Annotated in this window: 30 protein-coding genes; 27 read left to right on the top strand and 3 right to left on the bottom strand. The window is 37.6% G+C overall.

The window, feature by feature from the left end; genetic code table 11:
* The first annotated feature begins 226 nt into the window (after positions 1–226).
* From prfA to AC0IXC_RS19000, 8 genes are all read left to right on the top strand, one after another.
* The gene (gene prfA, locus AC0IXC_RS19035) at positions 227–1,294 is read left to right on the top strand and encodes a peptide chain release factor 1 (protein WP_002113060.1); all 1,068 of its coding nucleotides are present in this window, start codon (positions 227–229) and stop codon (positions 1,292–1,294) included.
* Positions 1,294–2,145, top strand: coding sequence for a peptide chain release factor N(5)-glutamine methyltransferase (prmC, locus tag AC0IXC_RS19030; RefSeq protein WP_002139010.1), 852 nt, complete (start codon positions 1,294–1,296; stop codon positions 2,143–2,145). Before prfA ends, prmC begins: the two co-directional genes overlap by 1 nt.
* Positions 2,146–2,389: 244 nt before the next feature.
* Complete coding sequence (gene spoIIR, locus AC0IXC_RS19025; protein WP_002130069.1) at positions 2,390–3,250, top strand: stage II sporulation protein R; 861 nt, start codon at positions 2,390–2,392, stop codon at positions 3,248–3,250.
* Between the two features lie 49 nt (positions 3,251–3,299).
* Positions 3,300–3,758 (top strand): GNAT family N-acetyltransferase, encoded by a 459-nt coding sequence (locus AC0IXC_RS19020; protein WP_002034898.1) that lies wholly within the window; start codon positions 3,300–3,302, stop codon positions 3,756–3,758.
* 108 nt (positions 3,759–3,866) lie between these two features.
* Positions 3,867–4,907, top strand: a complete 1,041-nt coding sequence (locus AC0IXC_RS19015; RefSeq protein WP_002016299.1) for an L-threonylcarbamoyladenylate synthase — start codon at positions 3,867–3,869, stop codon at positions 4,905–4,907.
* Between the two features lie 77 nt (positions 4,908–4,984).
* Entirely contained in the window at positions 4,985–5,533 is a 549-nt protein-coding gene (locus AC0IXC_RS19010; protein WP_002016298.1) for a manganese efflux pump MntP, read from the top strand.
* 19 nt (positions 5,534–5,552) lie between these two features.
* Positions 5,553–5,684 carry a hypothetical protein gene (locus AC0IXC_RS19005; protein WP_002139014.1) on the top strand — a complete coding sequence of 44 codons (132 nt, stop codon included), beginning with the start codon at positions 5,553–5,555 and terminating at the stop codon, positions 5,682–5,684.
* An 81-nt stretch (positions 5,685–5,765) separates the two neighbouring features.
* A complete protein-coding gene (locus AC0IXC_RS19000; protein WP_002034899.1) occupies positions 5,766–6,044 on the top strand; it encodes a DUF3935 domain-containing protein in 279 nt (92 codons plus the stop codon).
* A 180-nt stretch (positions 6,045–6,224) separates the two neighbouring features.
* Here AC0IXC_RS19000 and AC0IXC_RS18995 read toward each other — a convergent pair whose 3' ends face one another.
* Together AC0IXC_RS18995 and AC0IXC_RS18990 are read right to left on the bottom strand one after the other, a co-directional pair.
* The gene (locus tag AC0IXC_RS18995; RefSeq protein ID WP_002034901.1) at positions 6,225–6,836 is read right to left on the bottom strand and encodes a flavin reductase family protein; all 612 of its coding nucleotides are present in this window, start codon (positions 6,834–6,836) and stop codon (positions 6,225–6,227) included.
* Between the two features lie 167 nt (positions 6,837–7,003).
* A complete protein-coding gene (locus AC0IXC_RS18990) occupies positions 7,004–7,390 on the bottom strand; it encodes a DoxX family protein (protein WP_002068579.1) in 387 nt (128 codons plus the stop codon).
* 387 nt (positions 7,391–7,777) lie between these two features.
* Here AC0IXC_RS18990 and AC0IXC_RS18985 point away from each other — a divergent pair, with 387 nt between their 5' ends.
* From AC0IXC_RS18985 to AC0IXC_RS18895, 19 genes are all read left to right on the top strand, one after another.
* A complete protein-coding gene (locus AC0IXC_RS18985; RefSeq protein ID WP_002016294.1) occupies positions 7,778–8,275 on the top strand; it encodes a PTS sugar transporter subunit IIA in 498 nt (165 codons plus the stop codon).
* Positions 8,276–8,586: 311 nt separating this feature from the next.
* Complete coding sequence (locus tag AC0IXC_RS18980) at positions 8,587–9,027, top strand: low molecular weight protein arginine phosphatase (protein WP_215590492.1); 441 nt, start codon at positions 8,587–8,589, stop codon at positions 9,025–9,027.
* A 96-nt stretch (positions 9,028–9,123) separates the two neighbouring features.
* Positions 9,124–9,567: a ribose 5-phosphate isomerase B gene (gene rpiB / locus AC0IXC_RS18975; protein WP_000869917.1), complete on the top strand. Its 444-nt coding sequence runs from the start codon at positions 9,124–9,126 to the stop codon at positions 9,565–9,567.
* A 66-nt stretch (positions 9,568–9,633) separates the two neighbouring features.
* A complete protein-coding gene (locus AC0IXC_RS18970) occupies positions 9,634–10,206 on the top strand; it encodes a TIGR01440 family protein (protein ID WP_002130064.1) in 573 nt (190 codons plus the stop codon).
* A gap of 252 nt (positions 10,207–10,458) precedes the next feature.
* Positions 10,459–11,700, top strand: coding sequence for a serine hydroxymethyltransferase (gene glyA / locus AC0IXC_RS18965; protein WP_002143868.1), 1,242 nt, complete (start codon positions 10,459–10,461; stop codon positions 11,698–11,700).
* Between the two features lie 272 nt (positions 11,701–11,972).
* Positions 11,973–12,602 (top strand): uracil phosphoribosyltransferase, encoded by a 630-nt coding sequence (gene upp, locus AC0IXC_RS18960; protein WP_000517533.1) that lies wholly within the window; start codon positions 11,973–11,975, stop codon positions 12,600–12,602.
* Between the two features lie 374 nt (positions 12,603–12,976).
* Positions 12,977–13,090, top strand: a complete 114-nt coding sequence (locus tag AC0IXC_RS18955; protein WP_000232963.1) for a DUF4024 domain-containing protein — start codon at positions 12,977–12,979, stop codon at positions 13,088–13,090.
* Between the two features lie 26 nt (positions 13,091–13,116).
* On the top strand, positions 13,117–13,341 hold the full coding sequence (locus AC0IXC_RS18950; RefSeq protein ID WP_002089742.1) for an AtpZ/AtpI family protein: 225 nt from the start codon (positions 13,117–13,119) through the stop codon (positions 13,339–13,341).
* The gene (locus tag AC0IXC_RS18945) at positions 13,341–13,733 is read left to right on the top strand and encodes an ATP synthase subunit I (RefSeq protein ID WP_002016288.1); all 393 of its coding nucleotides are present in this window, start codon (positions 13,341–13,343) and stop codon (positions 13,731–13,733) included. Before AC0IXC_RS18950 ends, AC0IXC_RS18945 begins: the two co-directional genes overlap by 1 nt.
* A 7-nt stretch (positions 13,734–13,740) precedes the next feature.
* The gene (atpB, locus tag AC0IXC_RS18940; RefSeq protein WP_000399874.1) at positions 13,741–14,460 is read left to right on the top strand and encodes a F0F1 ATP synthase subunit A; all 720 of its coding nucleotides are present in this window, start codon (positions 13,741–13,743) and stop codon (positions 14,458–14,460) included.
* 56 nt (positions 14,461–14,516) lie between these two features.
* On the top strand, positions 14,517–14,735 hold the full coding sequence (gene atpE / locus AC0IXC_RS18935; RefSeq protein WP_000052064.1) for a F0F1 ATP synthase subunit C: 219 nt from the start codon (positions 14,517–14,519) through the stop codon (positions 14,733–14,735).
* A gap of 129 nt (positions 14,736–14,864) precedes the next feature.
* On the top strand, positions 14,865–15,371 hold the full coding sequence (gene atpF / locus AC0IXC_RS18930) for a F0F1 ATP synthase subunit B (RefSeq protein ID WP_002016287.1): 507 nt from the start codon (positions 14,865–14,867) through the stop codon (positions 15,369–15,371).
* Positions 15,368–15,910 carry a F0F1 ATP synthase subunit delta gene (gene atpH, locus AC0IXC_RS18925; protein WP_002130060.1) on the top strand — a complete coding sequence of 181 codons (543 nt, stop codon included), beginning with the start codon at positions 15,368–15,370 and terminating at the stop codon, positions 15,908–15,910. The genes atpF and atpH overlap by 4 nt, the downstream gene beginning before the upstream one ends.
* Before the next feature lie 11 nt (positions 15,911–15,921).
* Positions 15,922–17,430 (top strand): F0F1 ATP synthase subunit alpha, encoded by a 1,509-nt coding sequence (atpA, locus tag AC0IXC_RS18920; protein WP_002016284.1) that lies wholly within the window; start codon positions 15,922–15,924, stop codon positions 17,428–17,430.
* 205 nt (positions 17,431–17,635) lie between these two features.
* Positions 17,636–18,496: a F0F1 ATP synthase subunit gamma gene (atpG, locus tag AC0IXC_RS18915; protein ID WP_002016283.1), complete on the top strand. Its 861-nt coding sequence runs from the start codon at positions 17,636–17,638 to the stop codon at positions 18,494–18,496.
* Between the two features lie 246 nt (positions 18,497–18,742).
* Positions 18,743–20,152, top strand: coding sequence for a F0F1 ATP synthase subunit beta (gene atpD, locus AC0IXC_RS18910; protein ID WP_002016281.1), 1,410 nt, complete (start codon positions 18,743–18,745; stop codon positions 20,150–20,152).
* A 20-nt stretch (positions 20,153–20,172) separates the two neighbouring features.
* Complete coding sequence (gene atpC, locus AC0IXC_RS18905; protein ID WP_002016279.1) at positions 20,173–20,574, top strand: F0F1 ATP synthase subunit epsilon; 402 nt, start codon at positions 20,173–20,175, stop codon at positions 20,572–20,574.
* A gap of 332 nt (positions 20,575–20,906) precedes the next feature.
* The gene (locus tag AC0IXC_RS18900; RefSeq protein WP_471653151.1) at positions 20,907–21,692 is read left to right on the top strand and encodes a DUF975 family protein; all 786 of its coding nucleotides are present in this window, start codon (positions 20,907–20,909) and stop codon (positions 21,690–21,692) included.
* A 44-nt stretch (positions 21,693–21,736) separates the two neighbouring features.
* Positions 21,737–22,390, top strand: coding sequence for a DUF975 family protein (locus AC0IXC_RS18895; protein WP_471653150.1), 654 nt, complete (start codon positions 21,737–21,739; stop codon positions 22,388–22,390).
* A 17-nt stretch (positions 22,391–22,407) separates the two neighbouring features.
* Here the strand turns inward: AC0IXC_RS18895 and AC0IXC_RS18890 are convergent, their stop codons facing one another.
* The gene (locus AC0IXC_RS18890) at positions 22,408–25,137 is read right to left on the bottom strand and encodes an EAL domain-containing protein (RefSeq protein WP_215590490.1); all 2,730 of its coding nucleotides are present in this window, start codon (positions 25,135–25,137) and stop codon (positions 22,408–22,410) included.
* Between the last annotated feature and the right edge of the window lie 93 nt (positions 25,138–25,230).

Here is a 25,230-nt window from a genome sequence, read left to right as displayed (position 1 = left end):
CAGAGCTGAGCGAGCCGCTTGCGCTTTTAAATATTATCTAGCTCCAGCGGCTAGAATCTCCGGCCATTTCACTCTCTCGCTCGAAGCAAAAAGCGCTTCAAGGTCGAGAGTTCCAATGTCCTGCGATTCTGAGCAAGCCGCTTACGCTTTTAAATATAATTTGCGTTTTTTTGATTAAGTACCATATACTATTTGTATTAGATACTAGGATGTAGAGGTGAATGGTGTGTTAGATCGTTTGCAAGCTGTAGAAGATCGTTATGAGAAGTTGAATGAGTTGTTAAGTGACCCAGAGGTTATTAGCGATACAAATAAGCTTCGTGAGTATTCAAAAGAGCAATCTGATATTCAGGACACGGTAGAGGTGTACCGTGAGTATAAAGATGTTCGTGAGCAATTACGAGATGCAAAAGCAATGTTAGAAGATAAGTTAGACGCTGATATGCGTGATATGGTAAAAGAAGAGGTTTCTGAATTAGAAGGACAAGAGAAAACATTATCAGAACGTCTGAAAATTTTACTTGTTCCAAAAGACCCTAATGATGATAAAAACGTTATCGTTGAGGTTCGTGGCGCTGCTGGTGGTGACGAAGCAGCTTTATTTGCTGGTGATTTATATCGTATGTATAGCCGTTATGCTGAGGTGCAAGGTTGGAAAACTGAAATTATCGAAGCGAGCTATACAGAGTTAGGTGGATATAAAGAGATTATCTTTATGATTAACGGTAAAGGTGCTTTCGCGAAGCTGAAATTCGAGAATGGTGCTCACCGTGTACAACGTGTTCCTGAAACGGAATCTGGCGGACGTATTCATACATCTACAGCAACTGTAGCTGTACTACCAGAGGCAGAAGAAGTAGAAATTAATATTCATGAAAAAGATGTTCGTGTTGATACGTTTGCTTCTAGTGGTCCTGGTGGACAAAGCGTTAATACAACGATGTCAGCGGTACGTTTAACGCATTTACCGACTGGTGTAGTTGTATCTTGTCAGGATGAGAAATCACAAATTAAGAATAAAGAAAAAGCGATGAAAGTATTACGCGCACGTGTTTATGATAAATTTAGACAAGAAGCGCAAGCTGAGTATGATCAAAACCGTAAACAAGCTGTTGGTACGGGAGATCGTTCAGAGCGTATTCGTACGTATAACTTCCCGCAAAACCGTGTTACAGACCATCGAATCGGTTTAACGATTCAAAAGCTAGATCAAATCCTACAAGGTAAGTTAGATGATTTCATCAATGCCTTAGTGATGGAAGATCAGGCGCAAAAGATGGAGGCAGCTGAGTAATGCGTGTCTATGAAGCCCTGAAATGGGCTTCTTCTTTTTTACAGGAAAATGGACGAGATGAAAATGCGGGAGAAATTGTCCTTTGTCATGTATTAAAGACGAACAGAACCGGAATGCTCATGAATATGCGTGAAGAAATAACTGCGGAACAAGAGAAAAGTTTTGCAGAATTTATCCACAAGCATGTAGAAGGTATTCCGATCCAATATATGCTCGGTTATGAAATGTTTTATGGCCGATCATTCTTTGTAAATGAAGAGGTATTGATACCAAGACCGGAAACAGAGGAACTTATAGTTGGAGTGCTAGAGAGAATTGAGCGCCATTTCGGTAATGAGGAGCTTCACATAGCGGATATTGGAACAGGTAGTGGAGCGATTTCTATTACGCTCGCTTTAGAAAATAAAAATCTTCATGTGTATACAGTAGATATCGCACAGGAGTCGATTGAAGTTGCAAAAGAAAATGCAAAAACTTTAGGGGCGGATGTAACTTTCTATCACGGCGATTTACTGTCTCCGTTTTATGAAACAGGTCAGAAGTTAGATGTTGTTGTTTCCAATCCTCCGTACATACCAGAGGAAGATTGGCGTGGTCTTTCTACTGTTGTGAAGGAGCATGAGCCGAAGCGTGCGCTTGTTGGTGGGGAAGATGGACTAGATTTCTATCGTCGTTTTATGGAGGAATTGCCGAATGTATTACAGAACAAGGCGATTGTGGCGTTTGAAATTGGTGTAGGGCAAGGTGAAGATGTGAAAGCATTATTACAGCAAACTTTCCCGCGAGCTCAAGTTGAAGTTGTATTTGATATTAATGGAAAAGATCGCATGGTATTTGCAGAGATGGAGTAAGGCATAAGCCTTACTCTATTTTTTGTATGAAAAATTCGTAACTACTCAGCCATACATTTTATTTAGAATTTTGGTAAGGGGAATTATTTCAGCGAAAATACGCACCTTATTACCTATACATAGCCAGTTCCTCTCGCCAATTAAAAAAATGCTTTTCTATCGGTTTTTTATATAGATTTTGAATTTAATAGTTTAGAAAGATGAAAGTCTGTCCACACTGTTTCTAGAGGGGACGGTGGAGGAAATGAAAAAACAAGTTATTGCTTACTTTCTTTTATTATTAATTGGTGCACAGTTACTTGTGCAGTTTGGATATATGAAAGCTGATGCAAAAGGGCCTACTGTTATTCCGAAAGAGGCCGTTCGATTACGTATTTTAGCTAATAGTGATTCCGATAAAGATCAGGCGTTAAAGCGTAAAGTACGCGATGAAGTAAAAGCGCAAATTGATGGATGGGTAGCGGATTTAACGTCATTTGAAGAAGCTCGAAAAGTAATTCAAAATCATATTCCTGAAATTGAAAAGACAGTGGCAAATACACTAAAAAGAGAAGGAAGTAAAGAGGCGTTTCAAGTGAAATTCGGTAAGAATGTGAAGTTTCCTACAAAGGTATATGGGAATTTTATTTATCCGGCAGGAGAATATGAAGCGGTACTTATTACAATTGGAAAAGGTGAAGGTGCAAACTGGTGGTGTGTATTATTTCCACCGATGTGTTTCTTAGATTTTTCAAGTGGTACAGCTGTAAGGAAAGAAGAACATGTTGTGAAAGCTGAATCTCCTGAAGAGGAGCAGGTGAGACAACTAGATGAGGAAGTAGTGGATGTACCGGAGAAGAAAGAGGATAAGGTGAAAGAAAAGAAAGTAGTAAAGCCGGAAAAAGCTGAAAAAGTAACAGCACAGGAAAAGAAAGTAGTAAAACACGAAACACAAGTAGAAGAACAGCCTGTAAAAAAAGTAGAAACAAAAACTGTGGAAAAAGTGGAGAAACCTGTGGAGCAAAAACAAGAAAAGCAAAATGAATATGTAACAGTAGAAGAGGAAGAGAAACCAGAGGTTAAATTATTTATCGTCGAAGCTTTTACATCTTTATTCTCTAAATAGTGCTATTAATAAATCCTTCCTCATATATATCAATGAGGAGGGATTTACTATGAAGAACGTGTATTTTGCTACGAAAGCAGATGTAGAAAGATTACATTCTTTTTTCGGACAAGCTAATAAAAAAGATGATAAAATAAATGAGTTGTACGCACAATTTATGATCTTGGAAGAGGCGGGAGAAATACGAGCGGTAATTGGATATGAACAAAGTGGAGAAAATGCACTTATCCGTTCTTGTTTATTCACACCTAATGTGGATAAACAGACTTTCTTATATTTTTTCGAGATGTTTTTGCAGTATATGAAAGAAAAAGATATTCGACAATTGTACTTACTCACAAATCATCCACAATCTGTGACCATCTTTCAGTTTTTTAACTTTGTCATTGTAGAGAAAGAGGAAGTGCCAGAGGAAATTCGACAGTTAGAACACTTTTGTAAAAATATAAAAGAGCTAAATGCAATAATACTAAATTGTCAGCTATTCACAAAGTTATCCACGGATTAACAAGGTTTATCCACATTTTGTGGATAAACCTTGTTTGTCTTTTGGATAAATCTCATAGTAAACTAAAAATAGACAAGTATTTCATGGTAGAAAAGGACGTGGGAAAAAATGCATACAAATATGTGGGTTGTGGATAATGTTGTGGAAAGAAAAAAATATTATCCACAATTAAAAGAAGCAGCGAGATTATTAAGAGAAAATGAAGCGGTGGCCTTCCCAACGGAAACGGTATATGGGTTAGGAGCAAACGCAATGGATGATGAAGCGATAGCGAAAATTTTTGAAGCGAAAGGGAGACCGAGCGATAATCCACTGATTGTCCACATAGGAACAAAATCTCAGTTAGATGGTATCGTAAGAGAAATTCCGCCGGTTGCAGAAAAGTTAATGGAGCATTTTTGGCCAGGACCATTAACAATCATTTTACCGAGAAAAAAAGGGATTTCAGAGAGGGTTACGGCAGGACTTAATACAGTCGGAGTGAGGATGCCAGATCATCCAGTAGCGCTCGCCCTTATTGAAGAGGCAAACGTGCCTGTTGCAGCACCGAGTGCGAATCGTTCAGGACGCCCAAGTCCAACGTTAGCTTCTCATGTGTATGAAGATTTGAATGGGAAAATTGCTGGTATTGTTGATGGCGGGGCAACAGGAGTAGGCGTTGAATCAACTGTAATTGATTGTACGAGCGAGGTTCCGACGATTTTACGTCCAGGTGGGATTACGAAGGAGCAATTAGAGGCCGTGATAGGAAATGTTTCTTTAGATCCAGCTTTAAAGGATGAGAAAGAAAAACCAAAATCACCTGGAATGAAATATACACATTATGCACCGAAAGCGCCACTTAGTATTGTTGAAGGGTCCCGTGAGTTTATTCAACGTATTGTGGATGAGAAAAAGAAAGAAGGATTTAAAGTAGGTGTATTAACGACAGAAGAGTATCAGCATGTGTATAGTGCAGATGTTGTATTGTCTTGTGGTGTGCGAAGCGATTTAGCCAGCGTTGCGACTAAGTTATATGATGTGCTTAGAACGTTTGATGCAAGTGAAGTAGATGTTATTTTTAGTGAATCATTCCCGAATGAAGGCATAGGAAATGCAATTATGAATCGTTTAACAAAAGCTGCGGGACATCAGATTATTATTGAATGATAATGTACCTTTAGCAAACAGAATATTTCTCCTCGGATAAGCATATTGTGAAGTAGCACGTCCGAGGGGGGATATGAATGACACTTGAACAATTAATACCTTTAATAATTATGGCATTTGCCCTGGGGATGGATGCATTTTCAGTGAGCCTCGGTATGGGGATGGTAACATTAAAGTTAAGACAAATCCTTTATATAGGTATGACGATTGGGATATTTCATATTATTATGCCATTTATCGGAATGGTACTAGGACGTTTTCTATCAGAGAGGTATGGGGATGTCGCAAATTTTGCAGGAGCTATTTTATTAATTGGGCTAGGGTTCTATATCGTATATTCGTCTATTTTAGAAGGGGAAGAGACTAGAACTGCTCCAATTGGAATTAGTTTATTTGTATTTGCATTTGGTGTCAGTATAGATAGTTTTTCAGTAGGTCTTAGTCTTGGAATTTACGGAGCAGAGACAATTATTACGATATTATTGTTCGGACTAATAAGTATGTTACTGGCTTGGATGGGTTTATTGCTTGGTAGCCATGCCAAAAATATACTTGGCACATACGGTGAAATAGTAGGTGGTATTATTCTTGTTGGGTTTGGATTGTATCTCCTTTTTCCTATATAATTTTATGTAGGAGGGAATTATGAACAAGCTATTGGAATGGTATGTTAAGCTTTTAACCTTCTTTCCTCGATGGCTAAGAAGACTTATAATATTGGGTGTTATTTTGCAAATTTCGATGTTAGGTTGGATTAAGTTAATTCGTGAATGGTGAGATAGTTCCTTTCTGTGCATAGTTTCGTTTGTACTATATTGATCACACTAAAAAATTACAAATATAGAAAGGATGAGATGAATGACGAGATTAAAGCAAGTTTTTGGTATTATTATTAGTTTTTTTGTTTTTTGGTTCAGTATGCTCGGTGTACAAATGTTTGCTGAGTTTTTAGATATTGAGTCATTGAAGTTTGTTGCAGGAAAATCGGAGGCGGCGCGTACTTTTTATTCTCCGTACCCGTTTTTAATTGTTTTCCTTATTACGTTACTTTCCTTATATTTCTTTGTAATAAAGCTTGGTAGATCTAAAAAAGAGAAATTCCCGGCATTAGAGGAGAAGAACGAAGAATTACGATAAAAAATCCCCCGCTTTCAGCGGGGGGGGGTTATGTTTGAGTGATGAAGCTGGAGCTTTTCGGTGGTATCCAGTGCCGGCGACTAGCTCTTCGCATCTAAGAACCTTCCGCCCGAAAGGCAAAAAGCGCCTTTAGGACGAAAGAACCTTAGCTGGTCAGAGCTGAACGAGTCGCCTCCACTTTTAGATAGGCCTCACTAATTCAAATTGTTCTCCTAGTTTTGCGTAGTTGTGTCCTGCTAGGCGGCTTATTGGTTTTAGTTCTTCGGCGTGAATTCGGCCGTTTTCGTATAAGTGTTCAGCGACGTGAAAGCGGACGACGCGGCCGATTAGTAGGTCACAAGCTGGCGAGTCTTCGGTTCCGCCGAGTGGGATAGCGCGTTCTAATATGCACTCCATTCGAATGTTTGCTTCTTTAACCCCTGGTACTGAAATGACATCACTGTCAATCGGTGTTAGTTTTGCTAATTCGATTTCACTTTCATTAGGAGGTAGGTTCGCTGCTGTTTCGTTGATCGCCTCTACGTAAGATTCATCAGAAATATGTACGACAAATTCCCCTTTTTCTATTGCGTTTCTGGAAGTGTCTTTCGGTTTTCCTTCTTTGCGTTGTACTGAAACTGAGATAAGTGGTGGATTGGCAGCGACGATATTGAAATAACTATATGGCGCACCGTTCAATACACCATCTTTAGTTACAGAAGTAACGAATGCAACAGGACGTGGAATGATACTTCCTGTTAGTAATTTGTAATTATCTTTTTCAGTTTGTTCGTTTGGATTAATGGATAACATGTTGTAATCCCCTTTCTAAATATGAATACTTATTGTTCCTTTACAAGATAACAATGGGAATCTCCTGCTGAAAATAATATTTTTTTGATGATGTAAAAAAAAGAGATTACCTCGATTGTACTGAAGTAATCTCTTTTTTGGCAAATATCTTGAAATAGAGATAAATATTAAAGTAAAACGTAAGCGCCAGGTCCAATTAAAGCTACACCGATAGCGACAGCGATTAACATTAAATTATATTCGAATCCGTTTTGTGTTACCCAGTAACCATTTTTTCCGTGAACTGTGAAAATTGCTACTAGCATTGTTCCTACGATAAATAATGAACCAACTACAGTGAAAATACCTGCTGCGAATAAGAAACCACCTAATAGTTCAGTTGCGCCAGCCATAAATGCCATAAATACGCCAGGACGTAAGCCGATTGACTCCATCCAGCCGCCAGTTCCCTTTAAGCCGTAACCGCCGAACCAACCAAATAATTTTTGAGCACCATGACCCATGAATGTAATTCCTATAATAAGACGAATAATAAGAAGACCGATATCCATCATTTCAAAAAACCTCCTAAAAGTTATTAACTTACCTTATGTAAGTAATAATAAGATAGTTACTTACTTTAGTCAAGTGTATTTCAACAAAAATTTGAAAGGAATTTTACAAATTAACAACAAAAAATAAAATGTAGTAAAGACCTCTAGACAAGTAAGTGAAAAAAAGAGAAAATATAAGTAGAAGTTAACTTCTCATTGTTATTCAGACAATCAGAATTGACTGGAATTTTGTGAAGCGCTACAATAAGAGTCTAGTAGTAATGACATGATTTATTTCGAAAGAGTTTTTACAGTATAACATTCGAAGTATGAAGTCTTACGTGTATTTCGATCTTGAATAGAGATTGCCCTATAAACTTTTAGGTAAATTATAAGGAGGACTATCCTATGTTTAAAAAATTATTCGGTTTTGGTTCAAAAACAAATGAAGAAACAATCGTAGCTCCATTAACTGGAGCAGTGAAAAATATTGAAGAAGTACCAGATCCAGTATTCGCTGGTCGTATGATGGGTGACGGTGTTGCGATCGATCCTACTGAAGGTGTAGTTGTATCTCCAGTTGATGGTGAAATCGTACAATTATTCCACACGAAACATGCTATTGGAATTAAAGCGAAAAACGGTACAGAAATTTTAATCCACGTTGGATTAGAAACTGTAAAAATGGAAGGTGAAGGTTTCGAAGCTCACGTTTCTGAAGGACAAGCTGTAAAAGCTGGAGATAAATTAATCTCATTCGACTTAGAATTAATTCGTGAAAAAGCGAAAAGCACAATTACTCCAATCGTTATTACAAACACAGATGCAGCTGAGTCTATTAAGACAACTGTAGGTGTAACAGCTACAAAAGGTTCAACAGAAGTAATGAAAGTTACAATGAAATAATTATTTGATAGAAGGAATCCGTTTCATATGAAATGGATTCCTTATTTTGTTTCGTAGTGTGTTCATTATGTATGGTAAAATACTTTGGGCACTTGGAAATAGGGTTTCATATATGTGGATAAGGCGCATTTTTCTTAGAAAAAATATAAGAGAAATGCGCCTTTCGTATGTTCACATTTCTTTTGTTCTATTCTAATGTACGCTATGATAAAGTGAAACTTTAATCAGTGGAGGGTGTTCATCCCCCGCTGATTATTAGCCTTCACCAATCGGGATAAATGTAGGAAACAGAAAAAAAGGGGTGGGTTTAGATGAAACGGGTGTTATTTGTTTGCACTGGAAATACATGCCGTAGTCCGATGGCTGAGGCTTTGCTTCGTCATTATGGAGAAGGTAAATTTGAAGTGCAATCTGCTGGTGTTTTCGCCTATCCTGGAAGCGATGTGTCGATACATGCAAAGGAAGCTTTAGCTGAAAAAGGAATTGTAATCAATCATGCCGCGCAGCAGGTAAACGATACTTTGGTTGATTGGGCGGATATTGTAGTAACAATGACGGAAAATCATAAGCAAATTGTACTTGGGTATTATCCGAGCGTGGAAAAGAAATTGGATACATTATATGGATTAACTAAGGGTATAAGTAAGGATATTTCAGATCCATTTGGCGGATCGCTTTCTATTTATAAAGAAACGTTAGAAGAGATGGAAAAACTTGTACAAACTTTACTGAAAAAGCATTCAGAAGGTTGATGTTTCGTGTATAATACGATATTGGAGATCACTTTGTTCCATTAAGGTAGCGAGTGTGAAATGAAGATAATTGATTGAAACTTCGGAGGGGTAAAAATGAAAGTAGTAGTAGCATCTGATCACGGCGGTATGAATATCCGTAAAGAACTTGTAAGTTTATTAGAAGAGTTAAATATTGAATATATTGATTTAGGTTGTGAATGTGAAGCTGGTTCTGTTGATTACCCTGATTTTGCGTTTCCAGCAGCAGAAATGGTCGCGAATGGTGAAGTGGATCGTGGTATTTTAGTTTGCGGGACAGGCATTGGTATGTCAATCGCAGCAAACAAAGTAAATGGTATTCGTTGTGCATTAGTTCATGATACTTTCAGTGCGAAAGCGACGAGAGAGCATAATGACACTAACATGTTAGCGATGGGCGAGCGTGTAATTGGAGCTGGTCTAGCGCGTGATATCGCGAAAATTTGGCTAACAACTGACTATGAAGGTGGCCGTCACGAAAACCGAGTAGGAAAAATTAAAACGTACGAAACAAAGTAATAGATTCTAACTATAAGTAGTATGAAATATAATTTGGTGAACCAACCTGTGAAAGGAAGAGGCGTAATGACAGAAATCGTAAAGGTAAGAGAACAGCTACAAATGTCGCTTTCTGATTTCCAAGAACAAGCCACGCTGCAAAGTGGTCAAATTTTTGTAGTGGGGTGTAGCACGAGCGAAGTGCTAGGTGAAAGAATTGGAACATCAGGAACGATGGAAGTGGCAGAGGCGATTTTTTCTGAGTTAAAACAATTTCAAGAGAGAACAGGTATTGAATTGGCGTTTCAATGTTGTGAGCATTTAAATCGTGCTTTAGTAGTTGAGAGAGATGTAGCGATGAAATATCAATTTGAAATTGTAACAGTTACGCCTGTTAGATCAGCAGGTGGTGCATTAGCGACGTATGCGTATCACAATTTTAAAGATCCGGTAGTAATTGAGTTTATTAAAGCAGATGCAGGAATGGATATCGGCGATACATTTATCGGTATGCATTTAAAGCATGTAGCTGTACCGGTTCGTACAAGTGTGAAGGAAATAGGAAGTGCGCATGTAACGATGGCGAAAACACGTGGGAAACTAATAGGTGGAGCACGTGCCGTTTATGCGGCAAATGAAGAAGCTATTCCTTGCCGTTAAACATGAAAAATTATAAAGTCTTATACAGCTGTATATCGAAAGGTAAAAGGTATGTGGTCTGACTTTATAATAGAAGAAAGAAAAGACCAATTTTGGTCTTTTTTTTTCTTTTATGATATAGAAAGTCATGTTAGAATGTAGTTGAAAACATGAAGGTTCGAAAGAATTACAACCTGAATTTTCGTTTTTTCTGAATAAATGAGAAAAAACTATTGGGAATTGATGTAATTCGTTCAGAAAAGGGGGATTTTGGTGAATCATTTAAAACGTCAAGATGAAAAGGTATTTGCTGCAATTGAGGCAGAACTAGGAAGACAGCGTTCAAAGATTGAGTTAATTGCTTCGGAAAACTTCGTAAGTGAAGCAGTAATGGAGGCGCAAGGTTCTGTTCTAACGAATAAGTATGCTGAAGGATATCCTGGAAAACGTTACTATGGTGGTTGTGAACACGTAGACGTAGTAGAAGATATCGCACGTGATCGCGCGAAAGAAATTTTTGGCGCAGAGCATGTAAATGTTCAACCACATTCTGGTGCACAAGCGAACATGGCAGTATACTTCACGATTTTAGAGCAAGGCGATACAGTACTTGGCATGAATTTATCTCATGGTGGTCACTTAACACACGGAAGCCCTGTTAACTTCAGTGGAGTACAATATAATTTCGTAGAATATGGCGTGGATGCTGAATCTCACCGTATTAATTACGATGATGTATTAGCAAAAGCGAAAGAACATAAACCAAAATTAATCGTTGCAGGTGCAAGTGCATATCCTCGTGTTATCGATTTCAAACGATTCCGTGAGATTGCAGATGAAGTGGGTGCATACTTTATGGTTGATATGGCACATATCGCTGGTTTAGTAGCTGCTGGTTTACATCCAAACCCAGTACCACATGCACATTTCGTTACAACGACAACACATAAAACATTACGTGGTCCACGTGGTGGTATGATTTTATGTGAAGAGCAATTTGCAAAACAAATTGATAAATCAATCTTCCCTGGTATTCAAGGTGGCCCACTTATGCACGTAATTGCTGCAAAAGCTGTTGCATTTGGTGAGACACTACAAGATGAGTTTAAAACATATGCACAACATATCATTAATAATGCGAACCGCTTAGCTGAAGGCCTTCAAAAGGAAGGACTTACACTTGTTTCTGGTGGAACAGACAATCATTTAATCTTAATTGATGTTCGTAACTTGGAAATTACAGGTAAAGTAGCAGAGCACGTATTAGATGAAGTTGGTATTACAGTGAACAAAAATACAATTCCATTTGAAACAGCAAGCCCATTTGTAACAAGCGGCGTACGTATCGGTACAGCAGCTGTAACATCTCGTGGTTTCGGTTTAGAAGAAATGGATGAAATTGCGGCACTTATTGCTTATACATTAAAAAATCATGAGAATGAAGTTGCATTAGAAGAAGCAAGTAAGCGTGTAGAAGCGTTAACGAGCAAATTCTCAATGTATACAGATCTATAATAGATTGAAAAAGACTGCTGAAACGTAATTGTTTTGGCAGTCTTTTTTGTGGACATATATTATTTTTAAAGTATGTATACAAATGATGAATAAATTTTGGCGATATAATGAAGGATACAGCTCCCATAATTGGTAAAGATACTAGATAGATTCATCGCAAAATCATGATTTTGCCAAATTTGCCCTTGAATATTAGTAGCGTTTTCTTTACAATCGTAAATAGTGTAAAGAAGCGTGTAAACGCATGAATATCATCTAAAGGAGAGATTCACATGGGAAAACTGTATGTATTTGATCACCCGTTAATTCAACATAAGATTACATATATTCGCGATAAGAATACAGGTACGAAAGATTTTCGTGAATTAGTGGACGAAGTAGCAAGCTTAATGGCTTTCGAGATTACTCGTGACCTTCCACTTGAAGACATTGAAATTGAAACGCCTGTAAGCAAAGCGACAACAAAAGTGATCGCTGGTAAAAAACTTGGTTTAATTCCGATTTTACGTGCAGGTTTAGGAATGGTTGATGGAATTCTGAAATTAATTCCAGCAGCAAAAGTAGGACACGTTGGTTTATACCGTGACCCTAAAACATTGCAACCGGTAGAATACTATGTGAAACTTCCAACGGATGTAGAAGAGCGTGACTTTATCGTACTAGATCCGATGCTAGCAACAGGTGGTTCTGCGGCTGAAGCAATTAATTCTCTGAAAAAGCGCGGTGCAAAGCAAATTAAATTAATGTGTATCGTAGCTGCTCCAGAAGGAGTAAAAGTAGTGCAGGAAGAGCATCCTGATGTTGATATTTATGTAGCAGCATTAGATGAGAAGTTAAATGACCATGGTTATGTAGTTCCAGGTCTTGGTGATGCTGGTGACCGTTTATTCGGAACGAAGTAAGACAACAGACGAGAGGGGGATTCCCCTCTCGTTTTTTTTCGCCCTCAGCGCACGGGGGAGGGGGAGATAAATATACAGGGTATATACAACATAAGTTATATACACATCACATATAATATAGAAGTCTTACGTCTCGGGGACACTATATTATGGAAGGAAAGCGCTATATCTTAAAAATATAATAGTGACAAACTTGTGAACATTTTCTTCTATTATAAAGAGAAAACTGTTAGAAATTGCATATCTCTAACCAGTATTTAGAAGGGGAACGTTTTCATTTTTGGGAGGAAATGCCTAATACTCAAATTTTTTGATTTTTTACGATTTCTCGTTGACACTGTTAATACCCTATTGTATGCTAACAACGGGGATAGATGGTAGGGCTTTCAGTGACAAAAATGCATCTATTCCGTGACGAAAATGTAAACTTTTTATTTTGTATAGAATTTATGCAGAAAAATGAGTTATTATTAACACATCGTGAATGAGGGTTACATATTGGAGGGATGAATCCTTGCAAAAAAACGATCGCAGCCATATAAAAGCGTATGCTTTAATGTCAGGAATACTTGCTCAGTTAGTTGGTTCTATTCTTATCGGAATCTTTGGTGGGCAATGGATTGATAATAAGGTTGGAACGTTTCCGTTGTTTCTTATTATAGGGTTATTACTCGGGTTAGGAACAGGGGTATACGCAATGATTCGACTCATTCAACATTACTATTCGGGAGAGCAATGATGATAGACGTACATGGACTTGTCCAACGACAAAAGAAATATATGTACTACTTGCTTGCGCTTCTAGTGCTAGGATGGGGAATTACCTCTTACAAGGATGTATTTCTTGGGCTGATTATCGGAACGATTTTCAGTTTTCTTAGTTTGCGCATCATTGCACGTAGAACAGACAAGCTATTAGATCGCGTAACAAATGGAGAAAACGTGAAGTTTAAGGCGACAGCGGTAAGTACATATTCAAGATTCGCCACGATTGGGTTATTAATTTTATTTGCAGCCAAATATCAAGAGTTAATTGCGATGTGGGGCTTAGGTGTAGGATTGCTGACAGGATACCTTGTCATGATCATAGATTTTCTTTATTTAGAGTATACGAGCAGGGAAGAGAGGTGAATTACTAGTGGAACACGGTAAATTAGTTGAATTTCTAGGTTTAACGTTCGATTTGTCATCAGTTATGATGGTTACTGTAGCAGCAGTTATTGTTTTCTTAATCGCTGTTATCGGAACTCGCAGCTTAGCGCTTCGCCCAACCGGGATGCAAAATTTCATGGAATGGGTGTTTGACTTCGTGAAAGGGATTATCAATAGTACGATGGATTGGAAAACAGGTGGACGTTTCTTAACGCTTGGCGTTACGCTCATCATGTTTATCATCGTATCGAACTTCCTTGGTTTACCATTCATGTATTCAACAGTTGAGGCTGGCGAACATATTGCATGGTGGAGATCACCAACGTCTGATCCAGCAGTTGCATTAACATTAGCCGTGATGGTAGTTACCCTCACCCATTATTATGGAATTAAGATGAAGGGTACGAAAGAATATGTTAAAGGTTATTTCCAACCTATGAAATTCTTATTCCCATTAAAGGTTATTGAGGAGTTTGCTAACACATTAACGTTAGGTCTTCGTTTATTTGGTAACATTTACGCAGGTGAAATCTTATTAGGATTACTTGCTAAGTTAGGCGGGGCATCATTCTTAGGAGCATTAGGTGCGCTTGTACCGATGTTAGCATGGATGGGATTCAGCGTATTCGTTGGTTCAATCCAGTCATTTATTTTCGTAATGTTAACGATGGTTTATATGGCTCATAAAGTAAGCCATGACCATTAATATAATTTAAGTAAGAAAAAATTTATTTTTTTATAATACAAAGGAGGACAAATTAAATGAGTTTAGGTGTAATCGCAGCTGCAATTGCAATTGGTTTATCAGCATTAGGTGCAGGTATTGGTAACGGTCTTATCGTATCACGTACAATCGAAGGTGTTGCTCGTCAACCAGAATTAAAAGGCGCACTTCAAACAATTATGTTCATCGGGGTTGCATTAGTTGAGGCACTTCCAATTATCGGTGTAGTTATTGCTTTCATCGTAATGAACAAATAAGGGAGACTCCCCTTACATAGATGGCGAAGAGTGTTTTTCCGAACTTTCTTCGCCATTGCTTTATGAACGAAACGTATGTCTTTTTTTTTCATATGATCAATTTAGATATTTTGAAGGGAGTGAATCCTTGTGCCAACTTTATTATTAGGGGCTTCCATTCCATTTGGAACGATTGCTTATACATTGTTCATTTTCTTACTTCTATTAGTAATGCTACGCAAATTCGCGTGGGGTCCTTTAATGGGAATTATGAAAGAACGTGAAGAGCATGTTACTAATGAAATCGACGCTGCAGAAAGAAGTAATGCTGAAGCGAAGAAATTAGTAGAAGAACAACGTGAAATGTTAAAACAATCGCGTGTTGAAGCACAAGAGTTAATCGAAAGAGCGAAGAAACAAGCTGTAGATCAAAAGGATGTTATTGTTGCTGCTGCGAAAGAAGAAGCAGAATCAATTAAAACATCTGCTGTACAAGAAATTCAACGCGAAAAAGAGCAAGCGATTGCTGCTTTACAAGAACAAGTTGCTTCTTTATCTGTTCATATTGCTTCTAAAGTAATTGAAAAAGAATTAAAAGAAGAAGATCAAGTGAAGTTAATTCGCGATTATATTAAAGAAGTAGGAGAAGCGCGATGAGCAATGGGATTGTAGCAAAACGTTATGCTGTCGCTCTTTTCAAAATTGCAAAAGAAAAACACGTATTAGAAATGTTTGAAGAGGAATTACGCCTTGTACAAAACGTTTTTACAAAGAACGGAGAACTACATAGCTTTTTAACGCAACCGAACATTTCAAAAGAGCAGAAGAAAACGTTTCTTGCAAACGTATTCGCATCTGTTTCTGAATCTATTTTAAATACGTTATATATTTTAATTGATAACAAGCGTATTGATATCCTACCTGAAATTGCAAATGAATATGTTGTTCTTGCTAATGAAGAACGTAACGTAGCGGATGCAACTGTATATTCTATTCGTCTTCTATCGGAAGAAGAAAAACTTAACATTGCAGAAGCATTTGCAAAAAAAACAGGAAAAGATGCAATTCGCGTGAAAAATGTTGTGGATGAAGATTTACTAGGCGGCATTAAAGTACGTATTGGAAATCGCATTTACGACGGAAGCTTACAAGGAAAATTAGCACGTATTCAGCGTGAATTAATGAAGAATAGATAGGGGTGAAGCACATGAGCATCAGAGCTGAAGAAATTAGCGCACTGATAAAGCAACAAATCGAGAACTATCAGTCTGAAATCGAAGTTAGTGATGTTGGTACAGTTATCCAAGTTGGTGACGGTATTGCGCGTGCTCATGGTCTTGATAACGTTATGGCTGGTGAACTTGTAGAGTTCTCTAATGGCGTTATGGGACTAGCACAAAACTTAGAGGAAAACAACGTAGGTATCATTATTTTAGGACCTTACACAGAAATCCGTGAAGGTGACGAAGTTCGTCGTACTGGTCGCATCATGCAAGTACCAGTAGGAAAAGAACTAATCGGTCGTGTTGTAAACCCATTAGGTCAACCAGTTGATGGTTTAGGCCCAATCAATACAACAAACACTCGTCCAATCGAAAGTCCAGCACCAGGTGTAATGGATCGTAAATCTGTTCATGAGCCACTTCAAACAGGTATTAAAGCGATCGATGCTCTTGTACCAATTGGCCGTGGTCAACGTGAGTTAATCATCGGTGACCGTCAAACAGGTAAAACAGCAGTTGCACTTGATACGATCATTAACCAAAAAGATGAAGATATGATTTGTATCTATGTAGCTATCGGACAAAAAGAATCAACAGTACGTAACGTAGTAGAAACACTACGTAAGCACGGTGCATTAGATTACACAATCGTTGTAACTGCATCAGCTTCTCAACCAGCTCCATTATTATACCTAGCTCCTTACGCTGGTGTAACAATGGGTGAAGAGTTCATGTACAATGGTAAACACGTATTAGTAGTATATGATGACTTATCAAAACAAGCAGCGGCTTACCGTGAGCTTTCATTACTATTACGTCGTCCTCCAGGTCGTGAAGCATATCCAGGGGATGTATTCTACTTACATTCTCGCTTATTAGAGCGTGCAGCAAAATTAAGTGATGCAAGAGGCGGCGGTTCTTTAACTGCACTACCTTTCATCGAAACACAAGCAGGGGACGTATCAGCTTACATCCCAACAAACGTAATTTCTATTACGGATGGACAAATCTTCTTACAATCTGACCTATTCTTCTCTGGCGTACGTCCAGCAATCGATGCGGGTACTTCTGTATCTCGTGTAGGTGGATCAGCTCAGATTAAAGCGATGAGTAAAGTATCAGGTACACTTCGTCTTGACCTTGCATCTTATCGTGAGTTAGAAGCGTTCGCTCAGTTCGGTTCTGACCTTGATAAAGCAACACAAGCAAAATTAAACCGTGGTGCTCGTACAGTTGAGGTATTAAAACAAGGATTACACAAACCGTTACGTGTAGAGAAACAAGTTATCATTCTTTACGCTTTAACACGTGGATTCCTAGATGATATCCCAGTAGTAGATATCACTCGTTTCGAAGAAGAATTCCATGCTTGGTTAGATTCAAATGCAACTGACTTATTAAGCGAAATTCGCACAACTAAGAAACTTGCGGATGACGACAAATTTGCAGCAGCAATTAACGGATTTAAAAAAGTATTCGTAGCTTCTGAATAATAATTAAAAGTGAAGTCGACTGTGGCTTAGCTAGATCATATAAAAGGCATCTCAGCTTTTGAGATTGCTGACGGTTATGTAAAGGAAAAGAGTAGGTGCACCTATTCTTTTCCTTCAATCATGAGCAAGAATATCTTGCAACGTAGATTAGGAAGAGGATTCTTACTAATCGTGCCAACTTCCGGAAAAAAGGTGGTGAAAACCTGTGGCATCTTTACGCGATATAAAAGCGAAGATTAACTCGACAAAGAAAACGAGTCAAATTACGAAAGCGATGGAGATGGTATCTGCATCTAAGTTAAACCGTGCAGAACAAAATGCTAAATCTTTCGTTCCGTATATGGAAAAGATTCAAGAAGTAGTAGCGAGCATTGCGCAAGGAAGTAAAGGGATTAATCATCCAATGCTAAATGCGCGTCCTGTAAAGCGTACAGGGTACATCGTTATTACATCTGATCGCGGACTAGCAGGTGGTTATAACAGTAACGTATTACGTACAGTAAGTAACGTAATTCGTGAACGTCATAATATGGATTCAAACCAATATTCAATTATTGTGCTTGGACGACTAGGACGTGATTATTTAAAACGTCGCGGCTTTAACATCATTGATGAAGTAGTTGGATTATCTGACCACCCATCATTTACTGATATTAAAGATATTGCTTCTCGAGCAATTGCGATGTTCGCAGATGGTGCTTATGATGAGCTGTATATTTACTACAATCATTATGTAAGTAAAATTTCACAAGAAGTAACGGAAAATAAAATTTTACCGCTTACGGATGTGGCGTCTGATAAACCGACGACAGCTTATGAATTCGAACCTTCTGAAGAAGAAATTTTAAAAGTATTATTGCCACAATACGCAGAAAGCTTAGTGTACGGTGCATTACTAGACGGTAAAGCAAGTGAGCACGCGGCGCGTATGACAGCAATGAAGAGTGCTACAGACAACGCAATGGAAGTTATCGATTCACTTACACTTTCATTCAACCGTGCGCGTCAAGCAGCGATTACGCAAGAAATTACGGAAATCGTTGGTGGAGTAGCAGCGTTAGAATAGTATTAAAAAGCGTAGGTGGCTTGCTCAGAAGGGGGAGGGCATTGGAGCTCCTGACGAAGAGGCGCTTTTGGCCTCGTAGGAAGGCGCGAAATGACCGACTGTTCTAGCCGCTGGAACTAGATTCAATAAAAAGCGGAAGCGGTTCGTCCAGAACAGGAGAGTCGCGTAAGCTATAAACTAATAAAAATTAAAAGCCGACTTCTCTTAGAAAGCTGGCTAATTAAAAGAAAGCTAGGAGGGAACCCGATGAATAAAGGGCGCGTTACGCAAATCATGGGTCCGGTTGTAGACGTTAAGTTTGATGGCGGAAAGCTACCAGAAATCTACAACGCCCTTACGGTAAAACAAAGCAACGAAAACGGAGCAAGCATTAACTTAACATTTGAAGTTGCACTTCATTTAGGTGATGACACAGTTCGTACAGTTGCAATGTCTTCCACAGATGGACTTGTTCGTGGCACAGAAGTAGAAGATACTGGTAAAGCAATCTCTGTACCAGTTGGGGATGTAACACTTGGTCGTGTATTTAACGTATTAGGTGATGCAATTGACTTAGATGGTGATGTTCCTGCGGATGTACGTCGTGATCCAATTCACCGTCAAGCGCCTGCATTCGAAGAGTTATCTACTAAAGTAGAAATTCTTGAAACTGGTATTAAAGTAGTAGACTTACTTGCTCCTTACATTAAGGGTGGTAAGATCGGTCTATTCGGTGGTGCCGGCGTAGGTAAAACAGTATTAATTCAGGAATTAATTAACAACATCGCACAAGAGCACGGTGGTATCTCTGTATTCGCTGGTGTAGGTGAGCGTACTCGTGAAGGTAACGACTTATACCACGAAATGAGCGATTCTGGCGTAATTAAGAAAACTGCGATGGTATTCGGACAAATGAACGAGCCACCTGGAGCACGTCAACGTGTTGCATTAACAGGTTTAACAATGGCTGAACATTTCCGTGATGAGCAAGGACAAGACGTACTATTGTTCATCGATAACATCTTCCGTTTCACGCAAGCGGGTTCTGAAGTATCTGCCCTTCTTGGTCGTATGCCATCTGCGGTAGGTTACCAGCCAACACTTGCAACAGAAATGGGACAATTACAAGAGCGTATTACATCTACAAATAAAGGATCTATCACGTCTATCCAAGCGGTATACGTACCAGCCGATGACTATACGGATCCAGCACCAGCTACAACGTTCGCTCACTTAGATGCAACAACAAACTTAGAGCGTCGTTTAACACAAATGGGTATTTACCCAGCCGTAGATCCATTAGCATCTACATCTCGTGCGCTTTCTCCAGAAATCGTAGGAGAAGAGCATTATGGAGTAGCTCGTCAAGTACAGCAAACTTTACAGCGTTATAAAGAGCTTCAAGATATCATCGCTATCTTAGGTATGGATGAGTTATCTGAAGAAGATAAGTTAGTTGTACATCGTGCTCGTCGTATTCAATTCTTCTTATCACAAAACTTCCACGTAGCTGAACAGTTTACAGGTCAAAAAGGTTCTTACGTACCTGTAAAAAATACAGTTAGTGGTTTCAAAGAAATTCTAGAAGGAAAATATGATGACCTTCCAGAAGATGCGTTCCGTCTTGTTGGTAGCATTGAAGAAGTTATTGAAAACGCGAAGAAAATGATGGCGTAAGGCCTTAGGAGGGACGAATTATGAAGACATTTCCAGTCAGTATTGTAACTCCTGATGGACCGGTTTACGAAAAAGAAGTAGAAATGGTAAGCGTAAAAGCAGAGAGTGGGGAAATGGGGATCTTACCAGGTCACATTCCAACTGTTGCACCTTTAAAAATTAGTGCGGTTCGTCTGAAAAATGGTGGGCACACTGATTATGTAGCAGTAAGCGGTGGCTTTATCGAAGTTCGTCCAGATAAAGTAACTGTGTTATCATCATCTGCTGAAGAAGCAAACCATATCGATATCCATCGTGCAAATGAATCGAAACGTCGCGCTGAGCAACGTATGCAAGATAAACAAGCGCATGTTGACTTTAGACGTGCAGAAATGGCCTTGCAGCGTGCTGTGAACCGTTTAAACGTTTCTGATATGAAGTAAAAAAATCCGTAAGGGCTCTTGCCTTTACGGATTTTTTGTTATGGATATAAATAATAAGAGGAAAAAAATGCCTCTCTTTAGGTAGGAGAGAGCATCTAGCCGTGCATAGAAGCGGTCAGAGCCTTTTTCTGCCCGATGCCAAGTGTGAAAATCAAGAAATAAAAAGAACTGCAGGTTCGTTTTTTGTTATGCATAGATGTGTTTTATTTAAATGTCGAAGCTGAAACTCAATTTAATATATAGAATAAACTGACAAAATTGGTATAATTATATTGTTGTTTGTATAAGTAGAAAATATATAACAATTTATATTTCATAAAGGAGATGAACAAATGATCGGTGAAATGAAACGAGAAGCATTGTACTCTTTAAAGGGAAAATGGGGACTAGGTGTTGGATCAACGATTTTACATATTATTTTAAGTTATGTTGTTTCAATGGCTGCAATGCTTATACTTTTAATTCCAGGAATTATTATATTTTTCTTAGTTGTTGGTTTAGCGGGTTCAATTGAAGGGGAAGCGATATCAGTCGGGGCAGGTATTACATTTGGAATTTTTTATTGCATAATGATCATTTTGAGTAATGCATCTTATGGTATTACATCATACGGTTATACGAATGTGTTGCTACAAATTAGTAAACGAGAAGATGCTAGAGTAGATTATTTATTTGAAGGATTTCGTGGCTTTAAAAGAATGATGAAAACAATGTGGGCTATGCTTGCGATTTTGTTATATACAGGTACGTGGATTCCGATGTTGTTACTAGGTGTATTCGCATTTTTTGGTGAGGAAGGGAATGTATCGTTAACAATTGCTTTCTTTGTACTATTAGCCATTTCGATTGTTGTAATGATTGTGATGTATTTTTCTTATGCGATGACGTATTATGTTATGGTTGAAAATCCAGATTATAGCGTTTCACAGGCGATGAAAGAAAGTAAGAACTTTATGAAGGGGCATAAACTAGATTTATTTCTTTTATGGCTTAGCTTCATAGGATGGGCTATTTTAGCAATTCTTACTCTTGGAATAGGATTTCTTTGGCTTAGTCCATATGTAGGTACAACGACAGCGCATTTTTATCGCTATATTGCAAAAGGTGAATTGCAGTAGGGACGTGCTATACTAATAGAATTATTACGTATAGGAGGTTAAGTATGATTAGTGATTTAAAAGGAGAAGCGCTAGATTCACTGGAAGGAAAATGGGGCTTAGCTGTTGGGGCAACATTACTTATTTCGATTCTTACTTCAGCTTTTAGTTTTAGTATTCAGTTCCTTCTCTCTCAGGTTTGGGAGTGGAAAGAAGTGAAAAGCTCACTTTCAATAGATGTTATTACAATATTGCTGGTGGGGCCTTTAACGCTAGGGGGTTATTGTTTAGCACTACATATAATTCGTGAAAAGGAAGCGCGTATTGGGCATATATTTAGATGGTTTACAGAAGGAAGTAAGTTTATAAAGTCATTTTTATTATATATAGTAGTAAACATTTATATTTTCTTATGGTGTTTACTATTTATTATTCCAGGCATTATTAAATCATTTTCTTATGCGATGACGTATTTTATTATAAATGATCATCCTGAGTATTCAATAAATCAAGCTATTACAGAAAGTCGTCGTATGATGGCTGGACATAAGATGGAGTATTTCATTTTATGTTTAAGTTTTATTGGTTGGTTTATATTAAGTTGTATTACATTAGGGATTGGATTTTTATGGTTGATTCCATATTTTTATACAACGACAGCAGCTTTTTACGAAGAGATTGCAGAAGAATATTACGAAAAAAGAATTCCGACACTTTAAAAAACACCCAGTGTGAACTATTGGTTCATACTGGGTGTTTTTTGTAGAAATTTTATAAACTGTTTACTTGTTAGAGGTTTACTGAAATAGTAACCTTGCATGTATTTACAGTTGTTTTTTTGCAGAAACTTAAGTTGTTTTTCTGTTTCAATTCCTTCAGCAACGACAGAGAGATTTAAAGTATTTGCAAGGGAAAGGATAGTGGAAACGATGGCTCTTTCTTCAGGCCGATGATCGGCTAGTTGTGTAAATTCTTTTGGTACTTTTAATGTATCGATAGGGAAAATTGATAAATAAGCAAGAGAAGAGTAGCCGGTACCGAAGTCATCAATGGACGTTTGAATACCATATTCTTTTAATTGCTTTAGTCTCGATAATGTTTCTTTTTCATCAATCATCGCAATTCGTTCTGTTAGTTCAAGTGTTACATCTTTCGGGTCAATTTTAACGTCCTTTAGTATTTGTGAAATATTTTCGATTAATTGATTTTGTTGAAATTCTTTCGCTGATAAATTGACACTCATTTTTAAGTTTGTGTATCCAAAACTTTGCCATATTTTTAGTTGACGACAAGACTCTCGTAGCACCCAATGCCCAAGTGGGATGACCTGCGGAGTCTCTTCCACGATTGGAATGAACTCACATGGTGAAATGTCACCTAATAGTGGATGTTTCCAACGGATTAAAGCTTCGGCACCGATGATTTTATTCGTTGTAATGTCAACTTGTGGTTGATAGACGAGAAAGAATTCTTTATTTACTAAAGCAAGTGGTAAATCTTTTTCAATTCGAGCTTTTCGCTCCATTTTTTTATATAACTCTTTCGTATAAAGTGAGCTACCATTCTTTCCTTTATTTTTGGTTTCGTACATGGCCATATCGGCATGTTGTAAAATAGATAACGGATCTTCGCCTGCTTCTGGGTATATTGCAATCCCGATACTTGGCGAGATTTGTAAATGTTGATTTTCAATTTCGAATGGTTCATTCATAGATAGTACAATCATATCAGCTATTTTTTGTACATCTCTATCTTCTTTATAATCTTCTATAAGAATTGTGAACTCATCCCCAGCTAACCGAGCAAGTTTCATATTTGACGTCGATATTCGTTCTAGTCTTTTTGCTACAGCAATTAAAAGAAGATCTCCTACCCGGTGACCGAGAGTATCGTTAATAACTTTAAAACGGTCTAAATCGAGAAACATAACAGCAAAAGGTCTTTTCGATAGTTTTGCTCGGACAATTGCTTGTTCTAACTGCAGATGAAATGAACGGCGATTTGCAAGTTCCGTTAAAGTATCATGATATGCTAGGAAATTAATTTGCTCTTGTTGCTGCTTGCTTTCTGTAATATCTTTAATCATTAAATAGGCCCCAGAAATATGTTCCTTTAAAAAGATGGGAACAGCTGTAACATGTAAGTAGTAAATATCTCTATTTTTATGATATGCCCGTATTTCTAAAGAAATAGATTTCCCTTTTTTCACGTGATGAAAGGCAGTAATGATTTCTTCTAAATCTTCTTCATACATAAGTGAATAGTATGGTTGGTTTAATAATTCATTCGTTTGATAACCGAGTAAAGTAGTTCCAGCGTTGTTCACATTGAGAAAATTACCGTACAAATCTAATGTGAAAATTGGATCTGGATGATGCTCGTATAAAGATTTAAACATTTGTTGGTTATGATATAACTCATTTTTTTGTTCTACTAAATCTTCTGTACGTAGTTCGATTTGTTTCTCGAGTTCTAAGCTGAATTGCATTTGTGCTAGCAATAATATTTTATTTTGTCTTCGAACTAACATATGGCGTATGAGAACGAAGGCGAAAGTTACCATAAGTCCAATTACTACGATAGGTGCAAAAACATTTTCGACCAATATAAAAACAATAAGCATCACGACAGAAATATACGGTAATGATAATCGGATTGATTCACCAAATTGAGGCGTTAGTAATATTTGTTCTTGTTTTTCGGGCTCTTTTGTGTGAAGTATACAAGCGATTGCTACCAATAATAAGGTTACTTGATAGAATGGAGCAACTGTGAACATAGAGTGCTCAGGCTGGAAGTATTTTATATAAGCATAAATAGAATCCGTAGTAGCATACAAAATTAAAGCACTGCCAAGAAGAGCACCAACTTGCTTTGGTAGTAAGGATAATGGTCTGAATAAAAGGTTGATTCCTATTAAAAGAAAGAGTAGATCAGCCATTGGATACGTGAGTTGAACAAACATGTCGATATATGATGTTGTAAAAATATGAATGGTTCTTTCAATAAGTAAATAGTAGCTTAAAGTAAATTGAGCAGTAACAATAATACAAATATCACATATCGTAAAAAGCTGTTCCAATAAATCTCGGTCATAAATAATTTCATATAGAAAGGCAAATGCAAAGCTAATTAAAAATAATAAGTAAAAAAAGTCTGATGGATCAACGAATGTATAGTAGTCATGCAGAATTAAGCGTTGATAAGCAACTACTATATCGCCGATGAAATAAGAGAAGGATCCGATAGTTAATGTTATCCAAAATAAACGAGATAACCCTTGTTTTATATTTGAAAAATAAAATATATAACTGCAAATTGTAATATCAATTAATATGGTACTTATTCCAGTTAATATTTGAAATGGGAGTGCGTACTCATATAAAAAGGACATTGATACGTAATGAATAGCTATATACAACAATGAAATGCTTATAAGAATATTTACATGTGTTTGTTTTTTCATTTATATCACCCACTGTATATACATAAGAACCACCTTTTTGTAGTTTATGTTTTTTATGATTGCTTGAAAACATATAGAATTTCTATATTTATT

Source organism: Bacillus sp. AC266, assembly GCF_979253805.1.
This window is presented reverse-complemented; position numbering and strand designations above follow the sequence as displayed.